At 67.2% G+C, this 22,335-nt stretch carries 18 protein-coding genes and 2 pseudogenes; 8 read left to right on the top strand and 12 right to left on the bottom strand.

Annotated elements, in window-relative coordinates:
* Positions 1-20: 20 nt before the first annotated feature.
* The 5 genes from betA to betI all read right to left on the bottom strand — a co-directional run bounded on the left by betA (position 21) and on the right by betI (position 7,771).
* Positions 21-1,736 carry a choline dehydrogenase gene (gene betA, locus DPR14_RS24600; RefSeq protein ID WP_158047498.1) on the bottom strand — a complete coding sequence of 572 codons (1,716 nt, stop codon included), beginning with the start codon at positions 1,734-1,736 and terminating at the stop codon, positions 21-23.
* Between the two features lie 49 nt (positions 1,737-1,785).
* Positions 1,786-3,255 carry a betaine-aldehyde dehydrogenase gene (gene betB / locus DPR14_RS24605; RefSeq protein ID WP_158047499.1) on the bottom strand — a complete coding sequence of 490 codons (1,470 nt, stop codon included), beginning with the start codon at positions 3,253-3,255 and terminating at the stop codon, positions 1,786-1,788.
* A 161-nt stretch (positions 3,256-3,416) separates the two neighbouring features.
* Entirely contained in the window at positions 3,417-5,000 is a 1,584-nt protein-coding gene (locus DPR14_RS24610; RefSeq protein WP_158043385.1) for an IS66 family transposase, read from the bottom strand.
* A gap of 261 nt (positions 5,001-5,261) precedes the next feature.
* On the bottom strand, positions 5,262-6,641 hold the full coding sequence (gene ltrA, locus DPR14_RS24615) for a group II intron reverse transcriptase/maturase (protein ID WP_343038679.1): 1,380 nt from the start codon (positions 6,639-6,641) through the stop codon (positions 5,262-5,264).
* Between the two features lie 542 nt (positions 6,642-7,183).
* Entirely contained in the window at positions 7,184-7,771 is a 588-nt protein-coding gene (betI, locus tag DPR14_RS24625; RefSeq protein WP_158047500.1) for a transcriptional regulator BetI, read from the bottom strand.
* A gap of 120 nt (positions 7,772-7,891) precedes the next feature.
* On the opposite strand from betI, the gene DPR14_RS24630 reads away from it, so the two are divergent.
* Together DPR14_RS24630 and DPR14_RS24635 are read left to right on the top strand one after the other, a co-directional pair.
* Complete coding sequence (locus tag DPR14_RS24630) at positions 7,892-8,884, top strand: choline ABC transporter substrate-binding protein (protein ID WP_158047501.1); 993 nt, start codon at positions 7,892-7,894, stop codon at positions 8,882-8,884.
* A 159-nt stretch (positions 8,885-9,043) separates the two neighbouring features.
* The gene (locus DPR14_RS24635; RefSeq protein ID WP_158047502.1) at positions 9,044-9,745 is read left to right on the top strand and encodes an amino acid kinase family protein; all 702 of its coding nucleotides are present in this window, start codon (positions 9,044-9,046) and stop codon (positions 9,743-9,745) included.
* A gap of 23 nt (positions 9,746-9,768) precedes the next feature.
* On the opposite strand, the gene DPR14_RS24640 is transcribed toward DPR14_RS24635, so the two are convergent.
* Genes DPR14_RS24640 through DPR14_RS24650 form a run of 3 tightly spaced genes read right to left on the bottom strand, consistent with a single transcriptional unit; the run spans position 9,769 to position 11,995 of the window.
* The gene (locus DPR14_RS24640; RefSeq protein WP_158047503.1) at positions 9,769-9,966 is read right to left on the bottom strand and encodes a hypothetical protein; all 198 of its coding nucleotides are present in this window, start codon (positions 9,964-9,966) and stop codon (positions 9,769-9,771) included.
* A gap of 35 nt (positions 9,967-10,001) precedes the next feature.
* Complete coding sequence (locus DPR14_RS24645) at positions 10,002-10,403, bottom strand: hypothetical protein (RefSeq protein WP_158047504.1); 402 nt, start codon at positions 10,401-10,403, stop codon at positions 10,002-10,004.
* 8 nt (positions 10,404-10,411) lie between these two features.
* Positions 10,412-11,995: an FAD-dependent oxidoreductase gene (locus DPR14_RS24650; protein WP_158047505.1), complete on the bottom strand. Its 1,584-nt coding sequence runs from the start codon at positions 11,993-11,995 to the stop codon at positions 10,412-10,414.
* 183 nt (positions 11,996-12,178) lie between these two features.
* Between DPR14_RS24650 and DPR14_RS24655 the strand changes: the two genes are divergently transcribed.
* The 3 genes and pseudogenes from DPR14_RS24655 (at position 12,179) to polA (ending at position 16,831) form a co-directional block, all read left to right on the top strand.
* Positions 12,179-12,847 (top strand): HAD family hydrolase, encoded by a 669-nt coding sequence (locus tag DPR14_RS24655; protein ID WP_246148560.1) that lies wholly within the window; start codon positions 12,179-12,181, stop codon positions 12,845-12,847.
* Between the two features lie 53 nt (positions 12,848-12,900).
* Entirely contained in the window at positions 12,901-13,518 is a 618-nt protein-coding gene (locus DPR14_RS24660; protein ID WP_158047507.1) for a phosphatase PAP2 family protein, read from the top strand.
* A 449-nt stretch (positions 13,519-13,967) separates the two neighbouring features.
* Positions 13,968-16,831, top strand: a pseudogene (gene polA / locus DPR14_RS24670) (DNA polymerase I).
* A gap of 43 nt (positions 16,832-16,874) precedes the next feature.
* Here the strand turns inward: polA and DPR14_RS28505 are convergent.
* The 4 genes and pseudogenes from DPR14_RS28505 to DPR14_RS24690 form a co-directional block, all read right to left on the bottom strand.
* Positions 16,875-17,090: a DUF4351 domain-containing protein gene (locus DPR14_RS28505; RefSeq protein WP_343038752.1), complete on the bottom strand. Its 216-nt coding sequence runs from the start codon at positions 17,088-17,090 to the stop codon at positions 16,875-16,877.
* Positions 17,091-17,285: 195 nt separating this feature from the next.
* Positions 17,286-17,840, bottom strand: a pseudogene (locus DPR14_RS28510) (Rpn family recombination-promoting nuclease/putative transposase); the annotation flags it as partial.
* Between the two features lie 117 nt (positions 17,841-17,957).
* Positions 17,958-18,599, bottom strand: coding sequence for a CoA transferase subunit B (locus tag DPR14_RS24685; RefSeq protein WP_158047511.1), 642 nt, complete (start codon positions 18,597-18,599; stop codon positions 17,958-17,960).
* Positions 18,600-18,622: 23 nt separating this feature from the next.
* Positions 18,623-19,324, bottom strand: coding sequence for a CoA transferase subunit A (locus DPR14_RS24690; protein ID WP_158047512.1), 702 nt, complete (start codon positions 19,322-19,324; stop codon positions 18,623-18,625).
* Between the two features lie 273 nt (positions 19,325-19,597).
* On the opposite strand from DPR14_RS24690, the gene DPR14_RS24695 reads away from it, so the two are divergent.
* From DPR14_RS24695 to mgtE, 3 genes are read left to right on the top strand one after another with little or no spacing between them, the layout of a single operon-like run.
* Positions 19,598-20,230 (top strand): MarC family protein, encoded by a 633-nt coding sequence (locus DPR14_RS24695; protein ID WP_158047513.1) that lies wholly within the window; start codon positions 19,598-19,600, stop codon positions 20,228-20,230.
* Positions 20,227-20,913: an HAD family hydrolase gene (locus tag DPR14_RS24700; RefSeq protein ID WP_158047514.1), complete on the top strand. Its 687-nt coding sequence runs from the start codon at positions 20,227-20,229 to the stop codon at positions 20,911-20,913. Before DPR14_RS24695 ends, DPR14_RS24700 begins: the two co-directional genes overlap by 4 nt.
* Positions 20,910-22,322 (top strand): magnesium transporter, encoded by a 1,413-nt coding sequence (gene mgtE, locus DPR14_RS24705; RefSeq protein WP_158047515.1) that lies wholly within the window; start codon positions 20,910-20,912, stop codon positions 22,320-22,322. The genes DPR14_RS24700 and mgtE overlap by 4 nt, the downstream gene beginning before the upstream one ends.
* Positions 22,323-22,335: the final 13 nt, after the last annotated feature.

Below are 22,335 nucleotides of genomic sequence, written 5' to 3' on the forward strand. Positions count from 1 at the left end.
AATGCCCCGAAGCATTCGTTTCAGCCGGCGGAGCGATAGCTGGAGAGCGCACTTCCGGCCGAAGCCGGCCGCCGGGCCGGAGCATCCCCTGCGACATAGTAGGGCACGTCGGCGCGCGGCAGCGCGTCCCGCCCCCGGATCGCGTCGGCCAGCTTCTCCGCCATCATGATGGTCGGCGCGTTCAGGTTCCCCGTGGTGATCTGCGGCATGATCGAGGCGTCGATCACGCGAAGCCCCTCCACCCCATGGACCCTGCCCTGCCCGTCCACCACGGCCATGTCGTCGGTGCCCATCCGGCACGAGCAGGACGGGTGATAGGCGGTCTCGCCATGCTGGCGGACGAACTCGTCCAGCTCCGCGTCGGACTGGAAATCCACGCCGGGGCTGATCTCCCGCCCGCGGTAGGGGTCCAGCGCCGGCTGCGCCATGATCTCGCGGGTGATCCGGATCGCGTCGCGGAACTCCCGCCAGTCCTGGTCGGCGGACATGTAGTTGAACAGGATGCTCGGCGCTTCGCGCGGATCGCGCGACTTCGCATGGATGCGGCCCCGGCTGGGCGAGCGCATGGAGCCCACATGGGCCTGGAAGCCGTGGGCGTTCACCGCGTTGGTGCCGTTGTAGTTTATCGCCACGGGAAGGAAGTGGTACTGGATGTTCGGCCAGGCGAAGCTCTCGTCGGAGCGGATGAAGCCGCCTGCCTCGAACTGGTTGCTGGCCCCGGTGCCGGTCCCCATGAACAGCCACTCCGCCCCGATCGCCGGCTGGTTCCACCACTTCAGTGCCGGATAGAGCGACACCGGCTGGGTGCACTCGTATTGCAGGTACATCTCCAGATGATCCTGGAGATTGGCGCCGACACCCGGGATCTCCGCCACCAGCGGCACGCCGAGGCCGCGCAGCAGGTCGGCGGGACCGAGTCCCGAGCGCTGCAGCAGGGCCGGCGAGGCGATGGCGCCGGCGCACACCAGGACCTCGCGGCGGGCATGAGCCGTCACCGGCTTGTCCTTTTGCAGGTATGTCACGCCGATGGCGCGCTTGCCGTCGAACAGGACCCGGTCGCTCAGCGCGTGGGTGACGACGGTGAGGCCCGGCCTGCCCTTCGCCATGTCCAGGTAGCCGCGCGCGGTGCTGGCCCGGCGGCCCTGGGGCGTCACGGTCCGGTCCATCGGACCGAAGCCTTCCTGCCGGTAGCCGTTCAGGTCGTCGGTGTGGGGATACCCCGCCTGGACCCCCGCCTCGATCATGGCATGGTAGAGCGGGTTGTTGTGGGTCTTGGGCGTCGCCACGCTGACCGGCCCGTCGCCGCCATGATACTCGTTGGGGCCGATGTCGCGGCTTTCCGCCTTGCGGAAATAGGGCAGGCAGTCGCGGTAGCTCCAGCCGTCCAGGCCGAACTGCTCAGCCCAGTTGTCGTAGTCCATCGCGTTGCCGCGGATGTAGCACATGCCGTTGATCAGCGAGGAGCCGCCCAGGCCCTTGCCCCGGCCGCATTCCATGCGCCGGTTGTTCATGAACGGCTCGGGCTCGGTCAGGTAGGCCCAGTTGTAGCGCCGCCCCTGGAGCGGAAAGGCCAGCGCCGCCGGCATTTGGGTTCGGAAATCCATCCGGTGGTCCGACCCGCCGGCCTCCAGCAGCAGGACGCTGACGCCCTCGTCCTCGGTCAGGCGGGCAGCCAGCACGTTCCCGGCCGAACCGGCGCCGACGATGATGTAGTCGAACTCCTGGATGGTAGGCATCGTTCAGGTCCCTCCTGGAAAGACGGGAGCGTTTCAAGAACCCGGAAGGTCAGAAAACGGAGGCGAAACCGCCCAGTTCGACCTGGACCGACTTGATCCGGGTATAGTGTTCGAGCGTGCCGAGGCCGTTCTCGCGGCCGATGCCCGACTGCTTGTAGCCGCCGACCGGCATCTCGGGCGGCGACTCGCCCCAGCTGTTGATCCAGCAGATGCCCGCTTCGAGCCTGTGGATGACGCGGTGCGCGGTGCTCAGGCTCTCGGTCACCAAGCCTGCGGCGAGGCCGTAGGAGGTGGCGTTGGCGCGGCGGACCACCTCGTCCTCGTCGTCGAAGCCCAGCAGGCTCATGACCGGGCCGAAGATCTCCTCCCGCACGATCGCCATGTCGTCACGGCAGTCGGCGAATACCGTGGGCTCGACGAAGGCGCCCTTGTCGAACGGCGCCGTCGTGACGCGGGAGCCGCCGGCTAGCAGGGTGGCGCCTTCCTTGCGGCCCAGATCGATGTAGCGCAGCACCTTCTCCAGGTGGCCGAAGCTGGACAGCGGTCCGAAATTGGTCCGCGGGTCGAGAGGGTCGCCCAGCCGGATGCGCTTGACGCGCTCCAGAAGCCGCGACTGGAAATCCGCCATGACGGAGCGGTGGACGAAGACCCGGGTGCCGTTGGTGCAGACCTGGCCGGAACTGTAGAAGTTCGCCATCATCGCGATGTCGGCGGCGCGGTCCAGGTCGGCGTCGGGGAAGACGATCAGCGGCGACTTGCCGCCCAGTTCCATCGTCACTTCCTTCAGCGTGGAACCGCCGGCCGCCGCCATCACCTTGCGGCCGGTCTCGACGCCGCCGGTGAAGGAGACCTTCTCGATGCCGGGATGCTCGGCCAGCAGCGCGCCGACCCGGCCATCGCCCTGGACGACGTTGAACACGCCGTCGGGCAATCCCGCTTCCGTGTAGATCTCCGCCAGCTTCAGGGCGGTCAGCGGGGTGACTTCGCTGGGCTTGAAGATCATCGCGTTGCCGGCGGCCAGCGCCGGGGCTGACTTCCACAGGGCGATCTGGATCGGGTAGTTCCAGGCGCCGATGCCGGCGACCACGCCCAAGGGCTCCCGCCTGGTATAGACGAAGGACGAGGCGCGCAGGGGGATCTGCCGGCCTTCGATCGCCGGGACGAGCCCCGCGTAGTACTCCAGCACGTCGGCGCCGGTGACGATATCCACGGCGCTGGTCTCGCTGAGCGGCTTGCCGGTATCCAGCGTCTCCAGTTCGGCCAGTTCGTCGTTGCGCTCCCGCAGGATCTCCACGGCGCGGCGCAGGATGCGCGAGCGCTGCATGGCGGACAGATCCACCCAGGCCCGCTGGCCTTCCCGCGCGCTGGCGACGGCCCGGTCGATGTCGGCGGCCGATGCCTGGCTCACTTCGGCCAGCACCTCGCCGGTCGCCGGGTTGACCGTGGTGAAGGAAGCACCGCCCTCGGCCGCCGAAGCGTGGCCATGAATGTAAAGCTGCTGCTGCCCGAACCTGGCCATGACACCCTCTCCGTCCCGCATATACCGATCGTTCCGTTCCAGTCCGTTTCGATGTAATGGTTTTATATTGAACGTTCAACCAAAAAAGATTCGGCGCACAGGGAGGATTGGGACTTGGTCAGTTTCGTCGGCGGATAGCGGCCACGGCGGTTTGCTGTGGACTACGCTGAGGCGTTTTGGCGGATGAGATCGGGGAGCCAGGGCACGCGGTCGGCGTCCGGGATATTTAGCCGGGCCCCGAGGTAGTCCCAGAACGAGATGGCGAGCTTGGAGCAGGTTTTCAGCAGGCTGAGAAAGGTGTCCCGCGCCTGCTTGCCGGCCGCGGAGCGGGTCTCGCCGGAGATCCTGCGTTTGGTGACGAAGCTGCGGACATCGTTCTCCGAGCCGTTGGTGTGCAGCGGGATATCTGGCCGGTCGAGGACAAGCAGCAGCTCGTCCTTGTTGGCAAGGGTCCGGGCGACGGCCTCATCGAGTTCGGCAAAGCCGGTGACCCGGGTGAAGATCCGATCGAAGCGCCGCCTCAACGCCGTTCGGCGGATGGCGTTCGGGTCGTCCTTGTAGAGTTTGAGATCGGCGTAGAACCACCAGACCAGCTGGCGCTGCAGCGCGACCTGGCGCTGCTGCTCGTTGGTCACGCAGACGATCCGGCGGAGATGGCGCTCGGCGTGGATCCAACACAAGGCGTGCTGGAAAACGTCGAACTGACCGGCATCATCGGAGATGATCACGGTGTCGGTCAGCAGGCCGCGGGCGACGATGGCTCCGACCATGGCCGCCTCGGTGACCCGCCGACGATGACCGGCGCCGAAGCCGAAGCTGTCCAGCTGGGCCTGCCACGCCGCATCGTCGGCAAAGCTCCGGGGTCCGGCGGCGAGCAGAGCGGCGACGATGCTTTCCGGCACGCCGTGTTCGACCAGGTAGGCCAGCGCCGTGGCATTGATCACGTAGTCGGGATGGCCGGCACGGAGTAGGTCGAGGAAGTTCAGTCGGCTCTTCGACGGCCGGGTAGCGAACCAGGCGAAGCGGTCATTGCCAATGTGCGTCGTGTACTCGTTGGCCCCAGCGTGGCGGGCGCCGGTATCATCGACCGTCACCCAGGCGGCAGTTGCCAGCCCGGCCTCCAGGATGGCGTCCTTCTCGGCATGGAAAGCATCCTTGTTGGCCGTCAGGAGGGTGATAATCTGACCCTTGGAAATGCGCACGCCCAGGCCTCTCAGCTGGGCGCGCAGGCGCTCCACCGTCACCTGCCCCTGGACGTGCTGCATCAGCACGAAGCGCACGATCCCGGGGCCAAAGTGGCCGCGCACCTCGGGCGGCAGCGGTGCGATGATCTCCTGGCCGTCCGGTGTCACCCAGCGCTCGCGGCGGAAGCGGATGACCTGCGGCGCCAGGATCAGATCCTGCACGGTGAAGGGCTCGAAGCCGCGCCGGCGCGAGCCCGCCGGGGCCTCGATGACAAGGGTGCGCTCCGTGGTCACCGGCGGGGTGCGCCGGCCACTCTGCCGGTTGCGCCGCTGCCGGCGCGCCTCCTTGGTCCTGGCCCGCCTGTCCGGCTCTGTCGCCTTGTCCATGCCGCCCGGTGCCAGCTTCGGTTTCTTCGGTAGATCCTTCAGCTGGGCGTTCTCTGCCCGCAGCTGCTGGTTCTCCTCTTCCAATGTCGATACGCGAACCAGCAGCTCGACCACCAGCTTCTTCAGCTCGGCGAGAGACAGGGCGTCCAAGTCTGGAAGCGGCGCTACGGACATGGCTTAGACAACCATGTCCACCCTCATCATGGGAAGCCCTCACATCACCTCGACACACCCGCCGACCGGGGAAACTGACCAAGTCCGGAGGATTGTTTCCGCGCGACTGGACGTTGGTGGGAACCTCATGTCCAAGGTCTTGGCCGCAGATGAACTCAGATGGGCAAAGATCGGCGGAAACGGGTCATGTCCCGGCGCATGTCGTCAGCCGGACCGTGAGCAGACCACAGGATCTTTGCCCAATCGCGGTAGGGACGCCCGTTACCGGGCGCCCCCCGCACAGAACCGGACGTGCCCGATTAAGGCATCCGGCTCCCACCTTGGGTGTTTGACGCGGAAGCGGTTTCCGGGCCAGGGATGAATGATGCGCGGCCGTGGCAGCCAGTGATCGGCAAGGCGCGTGAGTTTGTCCCACGGTGTCTTGTCCTTCTGGCTGCGCCGACGCAGCGCCCTCATCCACAGGACGCCGACATGGTAGCGCAGGTTGGCAAGGGCCCGGTAGTTGGTCGGGACGGCGAAGTAGGCGTAGAAGCCGCTCATCACCTGTCCCAGCCACCGGCCTTGCTCCGGGATGCCCTGGTGCCAGCGCCGCCGGAGTTCCTCCTTGATTTCCTTGAGCTTGGCCTGCTTGCGCTGGCGCCGGGTCTGGCGTCGCAGCAGGAAGCCGCCACGCCGGGACCGCCCACAGATGTGGGTGAAGCCCAGGAAGTCGAAGGTCTCCGGTTTTCCCGCGCCGCGCTTGGCCCGGTCGGCCTGTGCCTGCCGGCCGAACTCGATCAGGCGGGTCTTGTCGGCGTTCAGTTCCAGGGCGAACCGCGCCAGGCGCTCCCGCAAGTCCGCGAGGAACCGCTCGGCGTCCGACCGGTGCTCGAACCCGACGACGGTGTCGTCGGCGTAGCGCACCACGACCATGGTCCCGGTCGCGTGGCGCTGGCGCCACTGCCGGACCCACAGGTCGTAGACGTAGTGGAGATAGACGTTGGCCAGCAGTGGCGATGCCACCGCCCCTTGCGGGCTGCCGGCCGTCGCCGGCTGCCGTTTCCCCGTCTCGTCCACCACGCCGACCGTCAGCCACTTGCGGATCAGCCGCAGGACGCGGGCATCGCCGATCCGGTGTTCCAGGAACCGCATCATCCAGGTGTGGTCGATGCTGTCGAAGAACGCCCGGATATCGGCATCCAGGATCCAGTTCACCCGGCACTCGCCGATCGCCACCGCCAACGCGTCGAGCGCGTCGTGCTGCCCCCGTCCCGGCCGGAAGCCGTAGGAGAAGCCGAGGAAGTCTTCCTCGTAGATGGCGTTCAGCACCTCCACCAGCGCCCGCTGGACGATCTTGTCCTCCAGCGCCGCGATCCCGAGCGGCCGCATCCGGCCGTCCGGCTTGGGGATGACATGCCGGCGTGACGGGTGCGCCCGGTAGCGGCCGGAATGCACGCGGTCCTTCAGGTCCGCCAGCCGTTCCTCCAGCCCCTCCGCGTACTCCCGCCACGTCATTCCGTCCACACCCGGTGCCGCGTCCCGCTTCAATGCCCGATAGGCAAAGCGCAGCAGGTCGGTATCCACGTGCGTCAGAAGGGTGGTGAACCGCTCCTCCTTTCGCTCCCGTGCCGCTTGACGTATGCGCTCCAGCCCCGAGAGCACGGGGGCCCGGTCCTGAGCCCGGCCCGTGTGCGGCGGAGACGCATTCCCCTCGGCCCCACCCCTTCCCTCCACCGGCTCCGCGTCCGCGTTCGCCGGCTTCACAGGTACTATGGATGGGTCTGACCTCTTCGGCGCGTGCGTCACCGGCTACGGCTCCTCGCCTTCCCGGTGCGGACCAGACGGCCATCGGCCCCTGGTCACGCCGAAGATCTCCCGGTTCCCGCGCAAGGAGCGTCCGCACATGCCAGGGTCTCTGACCACGCCGGACCGCCGGGGTGCTCGCATGACGCGCCCCGCCGTATCGCCTTCCAGGCACAGAACCCTGTCGGCATCCGGGATCGAGATTCTTACGCGGCTCAATGGCTGGCCTATGCGCTCCCCTGTCAACGCTTCGCCGGCGGCCTCGCGACCGCCGCCGCATGACTCGGGGCCGGTGTGGGTCGCTACTCCTTCACCGTACAGGACTTTCACCCGCTACTCCTTGCCGGTCTCCCGGCGCTCTCTGCGTCCATCTGTGGCCAAACCGGACCATGCGTTTCAGCTCAAGCTTCGGAAGCGCACGCCAACTGCGACGCGAGATAGCTCTGCACGATCGCCCGCGCGGTGTCGGACTTCTCGACACCTTCGAGGGAGGCGCGCAGCCACAGCCCGTCGATCAGGGCGGCAAGGCCGGTTGCCGCCTCCTCGGCGCGATCGGAAGGCAGCAGGCGGCGCAGGTCGTAGAGCAGGTTGGAGCGTAGGCGCCGGGCGTTGACGCGCTGCAGGCGCGCCAGCTCGGGCACGTGCGGGACCTGCGCCCAGAAGGCGAGCCAGGCGACGATCACCGGGCGATCGAACTGGTTGGCCGCGAAATTGCCGTCGATGATGGCGGCCAGTCGCTGTTGCGGCGAGGAGGCCGCGGCCAGCCGCCCGACCACATCCTGGCGCAGCTGCTGGAGAAGATTTCGCATCGTCGCCTCAAGGAGGTCGTCCTTGCTGCCGAAATAATGATGTATGATGCCGGTGGAAACGCCCGCTTCCTTGCTGATCCGTGATATGGTCGCGTCAGCGAAACCGTATCGGCTGATCGACGTGATTGTCGCTTCGATCAGCTGTTGCCGGCGTATTGGCTCCATACCGACTTTCGGCATGAGTTGATCCTCACCTTCTGGTTTTATCCAAAGGGGAACTTAGCTTTTTTTTATTGGACGATCAATCAAAATAAGCTATCTGTGTTCGGCATCATGGGCATGAACTGCAGGAGTTACCTGATGCAGACCTATAAAGGCACGTCTAAATTTGGCACCCTCGCGCGCACCCTGGCCCTGGCCTTCACCGTATCGGCCGTAGCCTTGACGGCGGCCGCTCCCGGTCCCTCGGCCGCGGCGGAGCCCGACCAGTGCAGGACGGTGCGCTTCGGCGACGTCGGCTGGAGCGACATCGCGGCGACCACGGGGACGGCGTCGGTCGTGCTTCAGGGGTTGGGTTACAAGACGACGACACAGATCGCCTCGGTGCCCGTGGTGTTCCTGGGGCTGAAGAAAAAGGACATCGACGTCTTCCTCGGCAACTGGATGCCGACGATGGAGACCTTCATCCAGCCCTACATCGACGACAAGTCGATCGAGGTCGTGCGCGCCAACCTGGAGGGCGCCAAATACACCCTGGCGGTGCCGACATACGCCGCCGAAGGAGGCTTGCGCGACTTCTCCGACATCGCGAAGTTCAAGGACAAGCTCGACGGCAAGATCTACGGGATCGAGGCCGGCAACGACGGCAACGTGATCATCGACAACATGATCAAGGCCGACGCCTTCGGCCTGAAGGACTTCCGGCTGGTCGAATCCAGCGAGGCCGGCATGCTGAGCCAGATCAAGCGGGCCCAGCGGTCCAAGCAGTGGGCGGTCTTCCTGGGCTGGGAGCCGCACCCGATGAACAAGTCGATCGACATGACCTACCTGACCGGCGGCGACGAGTGGTTCGGCCCGAACCTGGGCGGGGCGACGGTCTACACCAACGTGCCGACCGGTTATCGGCAGACCTGCCCGAACGTCGGCAAGTTTCTCGAAAATCTCGTGTTCGACCTGAACATGGAGAACGAGATCATGACGTCGATCATCGACGAGAAGCAACAGCCGGAAGCCTCGGCGACCGCCTGGCTGAAGAGCAATCCCGCGGTGCTGGAAACCTGGCTCAAGGGTGTCACCACCGTGGACGGCCAGGACGGTCTGGCGGCGGTCAGGAAGCACCTCAAGCTCTCCTGACCCGGGCGGGCGATCGGCCTGAGAATCGGGTCCGGGATGAAGTTTGTCGCAAAAAGGCAGGCAAGCCTTGTGCAGGCGCCTAAATAATGGTCGCCTGAACGACGCGACACCCTTCCTGCCGCCCCTTTGCCCATCGGACCCGACGCCATGGACACCCGGTTGACCCCGACTGAAGAAGCCTCGCCGATCCTGGAGAACGCCTGCGTGATCCAGATCGGCGGCACCCTTGCCGACTGGGTGGGCATGGCCGACTGGATGGCGCTGGCGGCGCGCCTGGGCGCCCGGCGCCCGACCGTGATCGTGCCGACCGGCGGGCCTTTCGTCGACACGGTGCGGGAGGCCGAGGACATGTGGCGTCTCCAGCCCGCCATCGTGCGCCGGATGACGCTGCTGGCGATGGACAGCTTCGCCCTGCTGGTGCACGGCATTCATCCGGAGATCGGGACGGCGGCTGGTCCGGCCGAAATGAAGGCCAACGCCGCCGCCGGGCGAGCCAGCGTCTGGTTGCCGTCGTCGCTTGCGGCGGCCCGGCAGGAACTGGTGGAGGATTGGGACGCGACTTCCGACAGCCTTGCGGCTTGGCTTGCGGTGGAGATCGGCGCGGAGCGGCTGATCCTGGTCAAGGCCGGGACCTGCCCGCGCCATTCCGTCGAGGATCTCGGGGCGGATACCGCCGCGATGGTGCGCGACGGGGTGCTGAGCCCCGGCTTCCCGGTCTGGCGCCGCCGGTTCGGCGGCGCCGTCTGGTGCGTGGAGCGCGAGGGGGTGGAGGACGTGGCCGCCGCGCTGGAACAGGACGGTAGGTTCGGCTGTCCGCTGGCGGCGACACCCCTGCTGGGCGCCGCGGCCCCGGAACGCTAGGGCCGTATCCGCAAGCCCGACCTTCAGGCCGAGCGGCGTCCGGTCAGGCGGCGGCCGATCGCGCCGGCGATCAGGCCCAGCAGCCAGACGCCCAGGACCACGGCGACGCTGACGCCGATCACGAAGATCCATTGCGCCTGCTGGAAACCGCAGTCGCAGACGCTGTACAGATACGCGAAGACCGCCCCGCCGCACAGCAGGGCGAAGATGGCATTGATCACGGCTGGCTCTCCGTTGTTCAGGCTTGGGCCGTCGCTCAGGCGTAGGCGGCGAGGGCGTACAGCCGGGCCTCGGTCTCGGCCAGCACCCAGCCTTCCACCTTGACCGTCCGGCCCTGGGCGAAGTCCTGGCGGATGCGGCCGCGCAGCCAGCCATGGATCTCGGCGTCGGAAGAGCCGGCGAGGCGGTCGCGTTCGGCGCCGAAGATCGTATCGACCAGCAGTTCGCGCGGCTGGCACAGGGCGGCGTGGCCCTGGCAGGCGAAGCCGACGCGGCGTGCGTCGTTCGGCCGGGAGAACATCCGGAGCGCCCGTTCGGCCAGATCGCGGCCGCCCGCCCTTTCGGGCAGGGCGAAGGCGCCGGCCGGGGACGGGGCCACGGCGGCAAGCCCGGTGGCGGCGGCGAAGCCGGCGAGGGCGGTACGGCGGGTAAGCTTCATGCGCGTGCTCATACTGTCAACAGCCCCTTCAGATGTCCGGCCAGCCGGACGGAAAGCGCGGTGATGGTGAAGGTCGGGTTTGAGGTGCCGACGGTCGTGAAGACCGAATTGCCGACGACATAAAGATTGCCGACGCCATGGACCCTGCAGTCGGCATCGACCACGCCGTCGCGCGGCTCGGCGCTCATGCGGGTCGTGCCGGCATGGTGGAAGCCCCAGGTATCGAAGCGCGACCAGACGTCGGGATCGTCCTCCATGGCGATCTGCATCCGGCCGAGGCCGAGACGCCCCAGTTCCTCGCCCATCAGTTCCATGGAGCGGACGACGCTCCGCTTCTCGATCTCCTGGGTCGCCCAGTGCAGGTTGATCCGGCGCAGGCCCAGATCGTCGACCTGGTCGGTCAGGGTGATCCTGCTGTCGGGGTTGGGGACCTGCTCGACCTCCATCTTCAGCAGCCAGACCGCCAGGTTGCCGGGGTCGCCGGTGATCCGGCGGGCCAGGTTGCCGGCGACATAGTCGATGTCGCAGATGATGTTGCCGACATGGACGTTGAAGTCGCGCACCCAGCCGCCGCCCGAGATGAACTTCTTCAGCCCGTCCCGGATCGCGGCCAGCGACCGGTCGCCCTGGGTGCGGATGCCGTCATAGGGTTCCAGGCTGAACTGCGCGTTGCACATCCGCTCGGCGCGGATCGTCTCCTCGCTCAGGTGCAGCGAGCCCTCGATGTACTCGCCGCTCGGCACCGTGTTCCGGCGGTAGAAGCTGAGGTCGGTCGAGCCGTCCGACAGGAGGATCATGCCCGGGCTGGCGACCCGGTGCTCCATGAAGAACCGGCCGACATTGTCATGCTCGTTGCCGATTCCGTTGGGCCGCACCTTGTTGGCGTTCAGCAGCATCCGCGGGTTTTCCATCCCGCCGCAGGCCAGCACGAAATGGCGGGCGCGGAAGGTGGAGCGGTTGCCCGCCGCGTTCACGACGGTCACTTCCCGGATCAGGTCCTCGGTCTCGCCGATCACCAGGTCGACGACGCTGCAATTGATGTAGCAGGTGACGTTGGGCGACGCCTTCACGGCATCCCGGTGGACCTCGCCGAAGCGTGTCGCGTGGATCTGGGTGGCGCCGGTGTGGAACCGCTTGGGATCGAACGGCAGAACCGGCAGGCCGGCCGCCTTGGACCAGTACTCGCCGTCGAACAGATGGGGGCTGAGGCCGATGATCTCGGCCGCGCGCGGATAGTGGGCCTTGACGTCGTCCAGGCTGATCGGCCAGCCGCTGTGCGGGATCCAGTCGCGCTTCTCGAAGTCGATCGGGTCCAGGCTGCGGCAATAACCGCCCCAATGGTTGGTCGTGCCCCCGAAATAACGCAGGCGGCAGGCGTCCAGATCGGCATACTCGATACCGGTCTGGGTGCCCTCGTAATTGGGTTGGCCGTTCTCCGGATACTCGAAGCCGCCCGCCTCGATGACGGACACCCGGAAGGGAGCGCCGGTCAGTTCCAGCGCCATCGTGATGCCGGCGGCACCGGCACCGATGATGCAGATTTCAGTCTCGATGACTTCGCCGGAAGGTATCTCGGCGCCTTCTAAGATCATGTCTCAATCATTCCCTGATCACTGGCCCTGGGCACGGCGAGCGCGAGCCTATGTTTCACCCCGGACGCGAACAATCGAGCAGGGTTGGTACCCCTATCGCCACATATCTAAGGTGGAGCAACCGGCCCGGCCACAAACGTGTTTCCCCGGCACCGACGATTCAAGGAGACCCCTATGGCACACATGGATACCGCCTTTGTGTTCGACCTGGACGGCACGCTGATCGACAGCGTCTACCAGCACGTGCTGGCCTGGCAGGAAGCGCTGGACGCCGAGGGAATCGAACTGTCGGCCTGGCGCATCCACCGCAAGATCGGCATGAGCGGCGGGCTGTTCACCAACATGCTGGTCCGGGAGACCGGACTCGACATCGACCAGGAGCTGCTGGACCGGCTGCGGGCGCGCCACGCCGATGCCTACCGGCGGCAGTCCGGCCGGCTGCGGGCCCTGCCCGGCTCCCGGGAACTTCTGGCGCACCTGACAGGCTCCGGCATTCCCTGGACCATCGCGACCAGCGGCCGGATGGAGACGGCGGCACCCGCGCTGGAGGTGCTGGGAATCGACCTGGAGAAGATCAAGGTCGTGACCCGCGACCAAGTCAAATACGCCAAGCCGGACCCGGACCTGTTCCTGACCGCGGCCCAACGTCTGGGCGTCGATATCCAGTCCACCATCGTGGTCGGCGACAGTATCTGGGACACGCTGGCGGCCCAGCGCGCCCGCGCGCTCAGCGTCGGCCTGCTGTGCGGCGGCTATGGCGCCGACGAACTCCAGCGGGCGGGAGCCTTCCGGGTCTACGAGGACCCGGCCGACCTGCTGAGGCACCTGGACGAGGTCGGCGGCCGGCGCTGACCAGGGCAGGCTGGGTCAGGAACAAGGAATGCCGACAATACGTTCTATCCGGCATGGAAAATTCCTATCCGCTGCCGCGCACGGCGCGGGCGATGATCGCCCGCCGGCCGTTGATTGCCAAGGCCTGCTCCCCGGAACCGACCGGGGTGGCGGGCCTAGACCTGATCGTCCGCAACTTCTGTCTCGACGATCCGGGACCCGTCGCCCGGGCGGTGAAGATCGCGGGTCGCTACGGCATCAAGCGGCACGTCCTGATCCCCGCCTTCGCCCTGTGCTGGGCCGCGGGCCGCGGGCGTGAGCTGCCGGCGCTGGAGCAGGCCGGCAGGGTCGGCGTGACCGGCGTGGTGGCGACGGCGCTGGTGTCCGAAGTCATCAAGCGCAATCTCTGCCGCTCCCGCCCGTGCGACTGCGGCGATGCCGGCGAATGGGGCACCGAGGGCGCCCGCTCCTTCCCCTCCGGTCACGCGGGAAGCGCCTTCGCGGCCGCCACGGCGGTGGCCTGCGCGGCTGGCGACCGCCGCATCGGCGCGGGCGTCCTCGTGGTGGCCGGCGTGCTGGCGGGCGGCCGGATCTACGCCGACCGGCATTGGACGACCGATGTGATCGCCGGCGCCGCCCTGGGCACCGCGGTGACCGCTCTGGCGGCCTGGTGGCTGGGTGTGCGTCGCTAGGAGAAAATGAGGAGATGGTGTCCGCGGCGGGATTCGAACCCACGGCCCCAGGATTCATACCACTTCGGCTTTCGCCGCCGCCTCCGGGCCATGGATGCCCCCGGCGTTCGTGGTCTGGACTGTCCCTTCACCATGGGCCGAAGCCGACAGGTGCCGCCCGTCCAGTCTCTACACCTTCCCCGACCTTTCGGAGGGGGCTTGGCTCGGGATCGGCAAGGTGCCGTCGGCACCGGAGCTTTCCCCGACTTTGAGCGGATCCGCCGCGCGGTTTCCCCTCGCGACGCCCAATTGAACTAGGAATCCTGTGCTCTATCCTGCTGAGCTACGCGGACATTATCTCCTCCTGAATGTCTAGCGGTTTTCGCCCCCTGCGGCAACCCGCAATTCGCCCGGCCCGTATCGACCCGCCCGTATCGACCTGGGGCACCGGCCATGCTATTTCCATGGGCATGACCGACACCGCCCAGATCGATTCCGTCCAGACGGAAACCGCCGCCAAACCCGCCGATGGCCTCTACCTGGTGGATGGCTCCGGATTCATCTTCCGCGCCTACCACGCCATTCCGCCGCTGACCCGCGCCGACGGCACCCCGGTCAACGCGGTGATGGGCTTCACCAACATGCTGATGAAGCTGCTGGCCGACCATCATGCCGAGGCGGTGGCGGTCGTCTTCGACAGCAAGCGGCTGAATTTCCGGAACGAGTTCTACGCCGACTACAAGGCACACCGGCCCGAACCGCCGGAGGAGCTGAAGCCCCAGTTCGGCATCATCCGCGAGGCGGTCGAGGCGTTCTGCGTGCCGTCGATCGAGCTGGAGGGGTACGAGGCGGACGACCTGATCGCCACATATGCGCGGCTCGCCCGCGAGCAGGGACGGCAGGTGACGATCGTCTCCTCCGACAAGGACCTGATGCAGCTCGTCAGCGACGGCGTCGCCATGCTGGACCCGATGAAGAACAAGCCGATCGGGCCGGAAGAGGTCTTCGAGAAGTTCGGCGTGACGCCGGACAAGGTGGTGGACGTCCAGGCTCTGGCCGGCGACCCGGTGGACAACGTGCCGGGCGTTCCCGGCATCGGCGTCAAGACCGCGGCCCAGCTGATCGGCGAGTACGGCGACTTGGAGCAGTTGCTGGAACGGGCCGGCGAGATCAAGCAGCCCAAGCGCCGGCAGGCCCTGATCGACAATGCCGAGCTGGCGCGGGTCTCCAAGCGGCTGGTCCGGCTGGACGACCGGGCGCCGGTGCCGGTGCCGCTCGACGACCTGAAGGTGCGCGAGCCCGACCACGAGAAGCTGCTGGGTTTCCTGCGGCAGCAGGGTTTCCGATCGATCATCACGCGGGTCGAGAACGAGATCCGGGCCGACGGCAAGCTGGTGGACGGCGCCTCCGCTCCAACGGTCCCCGCGGGCGCGGCGCCCGCTTCGGCCTCCGCGCCGGAGGTGAAGGCGCGGGCGCAGTTCGGCGGCAAGGGAACCTACGAGCTGGTCCAGACCGCCGAGGCGCTGGACCGCTGGATCGCGGCCGCCTATGCCGCCGGAACGGTCGCGGTCGATACCGAGACGGACTCGCTGAGCGCGTGCAGCACCCGGCTGGTCGGGGTCTCGATGGCGGTGGAACAGGGGGCGGCCTGCTACATCCCGGTCGGCCATGTCGGCCCGGGGGCGTTGCGGCGGAAGGGTCGCTCGACCTGAGCCCGTCCGACGCGCCGCCGCAGCTGCCGATCGCCGAGGTGGTCGCGAAGCTGAAGCCGCTGCTGGAAGACCCGGCCGTGCTGAAGGTCGGCCATAACCTGAAGTTCGACATCCAGGTGTTCGGCAGCCACGGCATCCGCCTCGCCCCGATCGACGACACCATGCTGATCAGCTACGTGCTGGAGACTGGGCTGCACGGCCATGGCATGGACGAGCTGTCGAAGCTCCACTGCGACTATGCGCCGATCACCTACGACCAGGTGACCGGCACCGGCAAGTCGCGGGTCACCTTCGACCGGGTGCCGCTGGACAGGGCGACCGAGTACGCGGCGGAGGACGCCGACGTGACGCTCCGCCTGCATCACGCGCTGAAGCCCCGGCTGGTGCCGGAGCGGCTGACCACCCTCTACGAGACGATCGAGCGGCCGCTGGTCCCCGTCATCGCCGACATGGAGGCCTGCGGCATCCTGGTGGACCGCGACGTGCTGAAGGAGCTGTCGGGCGACTTGGCGTCGAGGTTGGCCGAACTGGAGACGGAGATCCACCGGATGGCCGGCCATCCCTTCAATGTCGGCTCTCCCAAGCAGCTGGGCGACGTGCTGTTCGGCGAGATGGGGTTGCAAGGCGGCAAGAAGGGCAAGACCGGCGCCTATTCCACCGACAGCGCCACGCTGGAACCGCTGGCCGAGCAGGGCCACGACATCGTCCAGAAGGTGCTGGACTGGCGCCAGTTCTCCAAGCTGAAGAGCACCTACACCGACAGCCTCCAGCAGCAGATCGACGCCAAGACCGGCCGGGTGCACACCTCGTTCTCGCTGGCGATCACCAATACCGGCCGGCTGTCGTCCAACGACCCGAACCTTCAGAACATCCCGATCCGCACCGAGGAGGGCCGCAAGATCCGCCGCGCCTTCATCGCCAAGCCGGGCCATGTGCTTCTGTCGGTGGACTATTCCCAGATCGAGCTGCGGCTGGTCGCCGAGATGGCCGGGATCGAGGCGCTGAAGCACGCCTTCCGCGAGAACATCGACATCCACGCCATGACCGCGTCCCAGGTGTTCGGCGTGCCGCTGGACCAGATGACGGGGGAAATCCGGCGCAAGGCCAAGGCGATCAATTTCGGCATCATCTACGGCATCAGCGGCTTCGGCCTTGGCCGTCAGCTCGGCATCCCGGCGGGAGAGGCCAACGCCTTCATCAAGAAGTACCTGGAGCGCTTCTCGGAACTGGCCGCCTACATGGAGCAGACCAAGGAGTTCTGCCGGAAGAACGGCTACGTGACGACCCTGTTCGGCCGCCGCTGCCATATCCAGGGCATCACGGAGCGGAACCCGGCGCGCCGCCAGTTCGCCGAGCGGCAGGCGATCAACGCGCCGATCCAGGGGACCGCGGCCGACATCATCAAGCGCGCCATGGTCCGCATCCCCGCGGCACTGGCGACCGCCGGCCTGCAGGGCCGCATGCTGCTGCAGGTCCACGACGAACTGGTGTTCGAGGTGCCGGAAGCAGAAGCGGCCGAGACCTCCGATGTCGTCCGCCGCGTCATGGAGGGTGCCGCGAGCCTGGGCGTGCCGCTGGTCGCCGAGTCCGGCACGGGACACAGCTGGGCCGACGCGCACTGAGCATCGCGACCGCCGGACCCGTACGGCCCGGCGGCTACCGGCATCAGTTGGCCCTGCGGCCCGTGAACACCGCGTCGAGGCTGGGGGCGTCGAGGATGTTCTCGGCCCACTCGTCCAGATCGCCGTCAGGGGCGCCGAGCACCCGCTCCAGCGTCGATTCGGGCACGGCACCGAAGCGCCGCCGCAGCAAGCGTAACAACATGTCGGCCTTGCCCTCCGCCTTGCCTTCCGCCTTCCACTGTTCCGCTGCGATCGACATGATCCTGGCCTCCTGACCTGGAACGATCTCCGTCAGCGCGTCCCGAAGGACCGCCGCGTTGATCTCGTTCGGCTCGGCGATAAGGTAGCGTACCAGGGCAACCAAGTCATCAAAGCCGATGGCCAGCGCCGCCCGGCCGAGCTTCACCAGCAGTTCGTAAAGGTCGCCGCGGCGGCTGCCATGCTTCAGGATCAGCAAGCCGACCCGAAGCACCTTTTCGCGCGACAGGCTGGCGTCATCGATGCGGCCCAGATCGGCCAGCGAGTAGCGGAAATCCAGGAGGTAAGGCCGGAGCATCTCGTCGCCCAATTCCATCCCGGCGGCGAAATCGAGGGGTATCCGCCACTCCGCCTCGCCGTGATAGACCACGAGCGGCAAGATGGGCGGCAGCGGCTTCAGCCTGCCTTCGGCATCCCTGCCCTCCCGCTGGACCCACCACTGCCAGATCTTGACTTCTTAGCCGAGCAATTGGAGGCCGATTCGCGGCTCGGGCCAAGCCTTGTGCTCGAGCAGGGCGTAGATGAAGGCGGCCCCGCCCGTGAGGGTGCGGGTACGGTAAAGCCGGTCGGTGCGGTATTCCTGAAGCTCCCGATCCACGAAGGAGCCGTGCTCCAGCACGGGATCTTCCGGGGACAACTGGCGGGCGACTTCTTCCGGAAGGCGCTCGCGGATCAGGGCGCCTGCCGCGCCGGGCTGATCAAGCAGGCGTTTGAAGAAATGGTCATGGCGCTGGATCAGGCGGGAGGTCATCGGCGGGAATATCCTGCTGGAGAGTCATGCGGGAGTATTCGCATGACCCGCCATCGGTTCCCTATCGAAGCGTCCGCCGCGCGGCTGCGTCAAATCGGCCGCGCGACGGTCCTCCGGTCAGACCGCGACCTTGAACTCGGCCTCGGTCTTGGACTTGATGTCGTCAACGGTCACGCCGGGTGCGACCTCGATCAGGGTCAGGCCGCCGCCGGTCTCGTCGACCTGGAAGACGCCCATGTCGGTGATGATCATGTCGACCACGGCGGCCCCGGTCAGCGGCAGGGTGCACTGCTTCAGGATCTTCGGCTCGCCGTCCTTGGAGGCGTGCTCCATCACCACGACGACCTTCTTGACGCCGGCGACCAGGTCCATGGCGCCGCCCATGCCCTTGACCATCTTGCCCGGGATCATCCAGTTGGCGAGATCGCCGTTGGCCGCCACCTGCATGGCGCCCAGGATCGACAGGTCGATGTGGCCGCCGCGGATCATGCCGAAGCTGTCCGCGCTGCTGAAATAGCTGGTCTTCGACAGTTCCGTGATCGTCTGCTTGCCGGCATTGATCAGGTCGGGGTCCTCCTCCCCCTCGTAGGGGAACGGGCCCATGCCGAGCATGCCGTTCTCGCTCTGGAGCGTCACCTCGATCCCGTCCGGGATGTAGTTCGCCACCAGGGTCGGGATGCCGATGCCCAAGTTGACGTAGAAGCCGTCGCGCAGTTCCTTCGCGGCGCGCGCCGCCATCTCTTCGCGGGTCCAAGCCATTTTGTTCTCTCCTCCCCTACTGATCAGGCGCGCTTGCGCACGGTGCGTTGCTCGATGCGCTTGCCGGCATCGGCCACGTGGATGATGCGCTTGACGAAGATGCCCGGCGTGATGATGTGGTCGGGGTCGATCTCGCCGGGCTGGGCCAGGTGCTCGACCTCGGCCACGGTGACCTTGGCCGCCGTCGCCATCATCGGGTTGAAGTTGCGCGCGGTCTTGCGGTAGACGAGGTTGCCCTCGGTGTCGCCCTTCCAGGCGTGGACCACGGCCAGGTCGGCGAACAGGCCGCGCTCCATCACGTAGGTCTCGCCGTCGAACTCGCGGATCTCCTTGCCGTCGGCGACCGAGGTGCCCACGCCCGTCTTGGTGAAGAAGGCCGGGATGCCGGCGCCGCCGGCGCGGATGCGCTCGGCCAGGGTACCCTGCGGGTTGAACTCGATCTCCAGCTCGCCGGCCAGGTACTGCTTGGCGAAGGTCTTGTTCTCGCCGACATAGGACGAGATCATCTTGGCGATCTGGCGGGTCTCCAGCAGGACGCCCAGGCCGACATTGTCGATGCCCGCGTTGTTGGAGATCACGGTCAGGCCCTTGACCCCGGAATCGCGGATCGCCTCGATCAGCACCTCCGGGATGCCGCACAGCCCGAAGCCGCCGGCCATGATCGTCATGTCGTCGAAGAGCAGCCCTTCCAGGGCGCTCTTGGCGTCGGCGTAGACCTTCTTCATCCCTTTATCCTTGTCTCTTTATCGTTGTTACGCCCATTGATCCGGTCCGGGACCTGATCGGCGCACTTGCCCGGCGTCAACCGGGCCGTTACCGTCAGGGCCATTGCCGCCGGAGCCATTGTCTCCAGGGATAGTGCGGTGCGACATGCCCTGTCAATCCGGCGCATGCCGGCAAGCGGATCTTCCCTACAGCCTTAACCGTTTCCCGCGGCCTCATCCAACGGCGAGATCGTCCATCATGCCCCAACCTCGAACCGGGACACCGCATCCGCCATGCTCGACCTGGCATTGACCTCGGCGGTAGCCTTGCTGGTGACGATCGATCCCATCGGCACCGGCCCGGTGTTCGCGGCGCTGACCCGCGGGTCCGATGATGCCCACCGCCGCCGGATGGCGGTCAAGGGCGTTCTGATCGCGGCCGGCATCCTGTTCGTCTTCGCCTTCGTCGGCGATTTCCTGCTCCGCGCCCTGGGCATCGGCTTCCCGGCCTTCAGGATCGCTGGCGGCATCCTGCTTCTGCTGCTCGCCATCGACATGGCCTTCGCCCGGCCGAGCGGCCTGCGCAGCACGACCGAGCCGGAGCAGGAGGAGGCGACCCACAAGGAGGACATCTCGGTCTTTCCTCTGGCGATTCCCTTGATCGCGGGCCCCGGCGCGCTCACCTCCCTGCTGCTTCTGATGGGCAAGAGCGACGGCGATCCGCTGGCCCAGGCGGTGGTGCTGGGCGTGCTGGCGCTGGTGCTGCTGGCCAACCTGGCGGTCCTGCTGGCGGCGGGCAGGATAACCAAGCTGATGGGCGTCACGGGGGTCAACGTGGTCAACCGCATCCTGGGCATCCTGCTGGCGGCGCTGGCCTGCCAGTTCGTGATCGACGGCATCCTGCAGAGCGGAATCGTGAGGACATGAGCGCGCACTGGACCATCGGCTTCGACGGCGACGACACGCTGTGGCACAACGAATCGATCTTCTCCATGACCCAGGAGAGGTTCCGGGCCATCCTGGGCGGGGTCGACGCCGGGGAGGTCGACCGCCGGCTGCTGGAGATCGAGCGCCGCAACCTCGGATTGTTTGGCTACGGCATCAAGGGCTTCGTCCTGTCGATGATCGAGACCGCGATCGAGGTGACGGACGGCCGGGTGGACGCCCGCGACATCCAGACCCTGATCGAAGCCGGCAAGTCGATGCTGGCCCATCCGGTCGAGCTGCTCGACGGCGTGGCCGAGGCCGTCGAGCAGCTCAGCCACAGCCACCGTCTGGTGCTGATCACCAAGGGCGACCTGTTCGACCAGGAGAGCAAGATCGCCCGCTCCGGCCTGGCCGAACTGTTCGACCGGATCGAGATCGTGTCGGAGAAGGACCCCGAAACCTATCGCCGGGTCCTGGCCCGCCACGACATCGCGCCCGAGCGGTTCCTGATGGTCGGCAACTCCGTCCGGTCCGACATCCTGCCGGTGATCGAGGTCGGCGGGCAGGCGGTCCACGTCCCCTACCACATCACCTGGACCCACGAGCATGTCGAGCCCCCGTCCGAAGGGTACCGGCGAATCGACGGCATGGCCGAACTGACCGGCGTGATCGCGGCGCTATGATGCGGAAAAAGGAAAACCGGACCGGTCCCGTCGGCGACGGCGACGAGGACGGACGTCCCGATCCCCGGCTGACCGGGCTGACCGCCGGGTTCGTGTCGGAAGTCCGGGCCTGCCTGGCCGCGGGTCGGGCCGACCGGGTACGGGCGCTGGCCGAGCCGCTGGGTCCCGCCGACCTGGCCGATCTCCTGGAGTCGCTCGACCCGCGCGAGCGCGCCCAGGTGGTCCGGACGGTCCGCGACACCTTCGACCCGACCGTGCTGACCGAGCTGGACGACAGCGTGCGGCTGGAGGTGGTAGAGCAGTTCGAAACATCCGACCTGGCGGCGGCCATCGCCCACCTGGAGAGCGACGACGCCCTGTACCTGATCGAGACATTGGACGAGGATCGCCGGATCGCCGTGATGCAGGCCATGCCGGCCGCCTTCCGCGCCATCCTGGAGCAGGGGCTGGCATATCCCGAATCCAGCGCCGGCCGGCTGATGCAGCGCGACGTGGTGGCGGTACCGGGTTTCTGGACGGTCGGCGAGGTGATCGACTTCCTGCGCCGCAGCCAGGGGCTTCCCGACGACTTCTACGACCTGTTCGTGGTGGATCCGGCCCACCGCCCGGTCGGCACGGTGCCGACCAGCCGGGTCCTGCGCAATCCCCGCGGGACGAAGGTTTCCGAGATCATGGAGGACCGGGGCTTGAGCGTCCCGACCACCATGGACCAGGAGCAGGTGGCCGACATCTTCCGCCGCAACGACCTGATCAGCGTGCCCGTGGTCGACGCCGCCGGGCGCGTGGTCGGCGCGATCACCGTGGACGACATCGTCGACGTGATCGACGAGGAGGCGGAGGAGGACCTGCTGGGCCTGGCGCGCACCGGCGAGCGCGATATCTACGCCTCGCCGCTGCGCACCGCCCGGCGGCGCCAAAGCTGGCTGCTGATCACCCTGGTCAACACGATCCTGGCCTCCATCGTGATCTCGCGCTTCGAAGGGGCGATCGAGCGGATCGTGGCATTGGCCGTGCTGATGCCGATCGTCGCCGCCATGGGCGGGAATGCCGGCATGCAGGTCATCACGGTCATGGTCCGGGCGCTGGCCGCGCGCGACCTCGCCGCAGGCGGCACCTGGCGGGTGGTCGGCAAGGAGGTCGTCGTCGGGGTCCTGAACGGCATCGTGTTCGCGACCATCATGGGGACCATCGCGACCCTGTGGTTCGGCGACATCGGCCTGGGACTGGTGCTGGCCAGCGCGATGATGTTCAACATGGTGTGGGCCGGCCTCGCTGGGACGCTGATCCCGCTGACGCTCGAACGTTTCCGGATCGATCCCGCCGTGGCCGCCGGCCCGTTCCTGACGACGACCACCGACGTGCTGGGCTTCTTCGTCTTTCTCGGCCTCGCCAGCGCCTTCCTGTTGTGACGCCGTCCGGACT

Source organism: Skermanella pratensis, assembly GCF_008843145.1.
Lineage (GTDB): Bacteria > Pseudomonadota > Alphaproteobacteria > Azospirillales > Azospirillaceae > Skermanella > Skermanella pratensis.

Excerpts from the sequence above, each read along its gene's own strand:
- betA (WP_158047498.1), bottom strand. The coding sequence starts at position 1,736 with ATGCCTACCATCCAGGAGTTCGACTACATCATCGTCGGCGCCGGTTCG.
- betB (WP_158047499.1), bottom strand. The coding sequence starts at position 3,255 with ATGGCCAGGTTCGGGCAGCAGCAGCTTTACATTCATGGCCACGCTTCG.
- DPR14_RS24610 (WP_158043385.1), bottom strand. The coding sequence starts at position 5,000 with ATGTCCGTAGCGCCGCTTCCAGACTTGGACGCCCTGTCTCTCGCCGAG.
- betI (WP_158047500.1), bottom strand. The coding sequence starts at position 7,771 with ATGCCGAAAGTCGGTATGGAGCCAATACGCCGGCAACAGCTGATCGAA.
- DPR14_RS24630 (WP_158047501.1), top strand. The coding sequence starts at position 7,892 with ATGCAGACCTATAAAGGCACGTCTAAATTTGGCACCCTCGCGCGCACC.
- DPR14_RS24645 (WP_158047504.1), bottom strand. The coding sequence starts at position 10,403 with ATGAAGCTTACCCGCCGTACCGCCCTCGCCGGCTTCGCCGCCGCCACC.
- DPR14_RS24650 (WP_158047505.1), bottom strand. The coding sequence starts at position 11,995 with ATGATCTTAGAAGGCGCCGAGATACCTTCCGGCGAAGTCATCGAGACT.
- DPR14_RS24655 (WP_246148560.1), top strand. The coding sequence starts at position 12,179 with ATGGATACCGCCTTTGTGTTCGACCTGGACGGCACGCTGATCGACAGC.
- DPR14_RS24660 (WP_158047507.1), top strand. The coding sequence starts at position 12,901 with ATGGAAAATTCCTATCCGCTGCCGCGCACGGCGCGGGCGATGATCGCC.
- DPR14_RS28505 (WP_343038752.1), bottom strand. The coding sequence starts at position 17,090 with ATGTCGATCGCAGCGGAACAGTGGAAGGCGGAAGGCAAGGCGGAGGGC.
- DPR14_RS24685 (WP_158047511.1), bottom strand. The coding sequence starts at position 18,599 with ATGGCTTGGACCCGCGAAGAGATGGCGGCGCGCGCCGCGAAGGAACTG.
- DPR14_RS24690 (WP_158047512.1), bottom strand. The coding sequence starts at position 19,324 with ATGAAGAAGGTCTACGCCGACGCCAAGAGCGCCCTGGAAGGGCTGCTC.
- DPR14_RS24695 (WP_158047513.1), top strand. The coding sequence starts at position 19,598 with ATGCTCGACCTGGCATTGACCTCGGCGGTAGCCTTGCTGGTGACGATC.
- DPR14_RS24700 (WP_158047514.1), top strand. The coding sequence starts at position 20,227 with ATGAGCGCGCACTGGACCATCGGCTTCGACGGCGACGACACGCTGTGG.
- mgtE (WP_158047515.1), top strand. The coding sequence starts at position 20,910 with ATGATGCGGAAAAAGGAAAACCGGACCGGTCCCGTCGGCGACGGCGAC.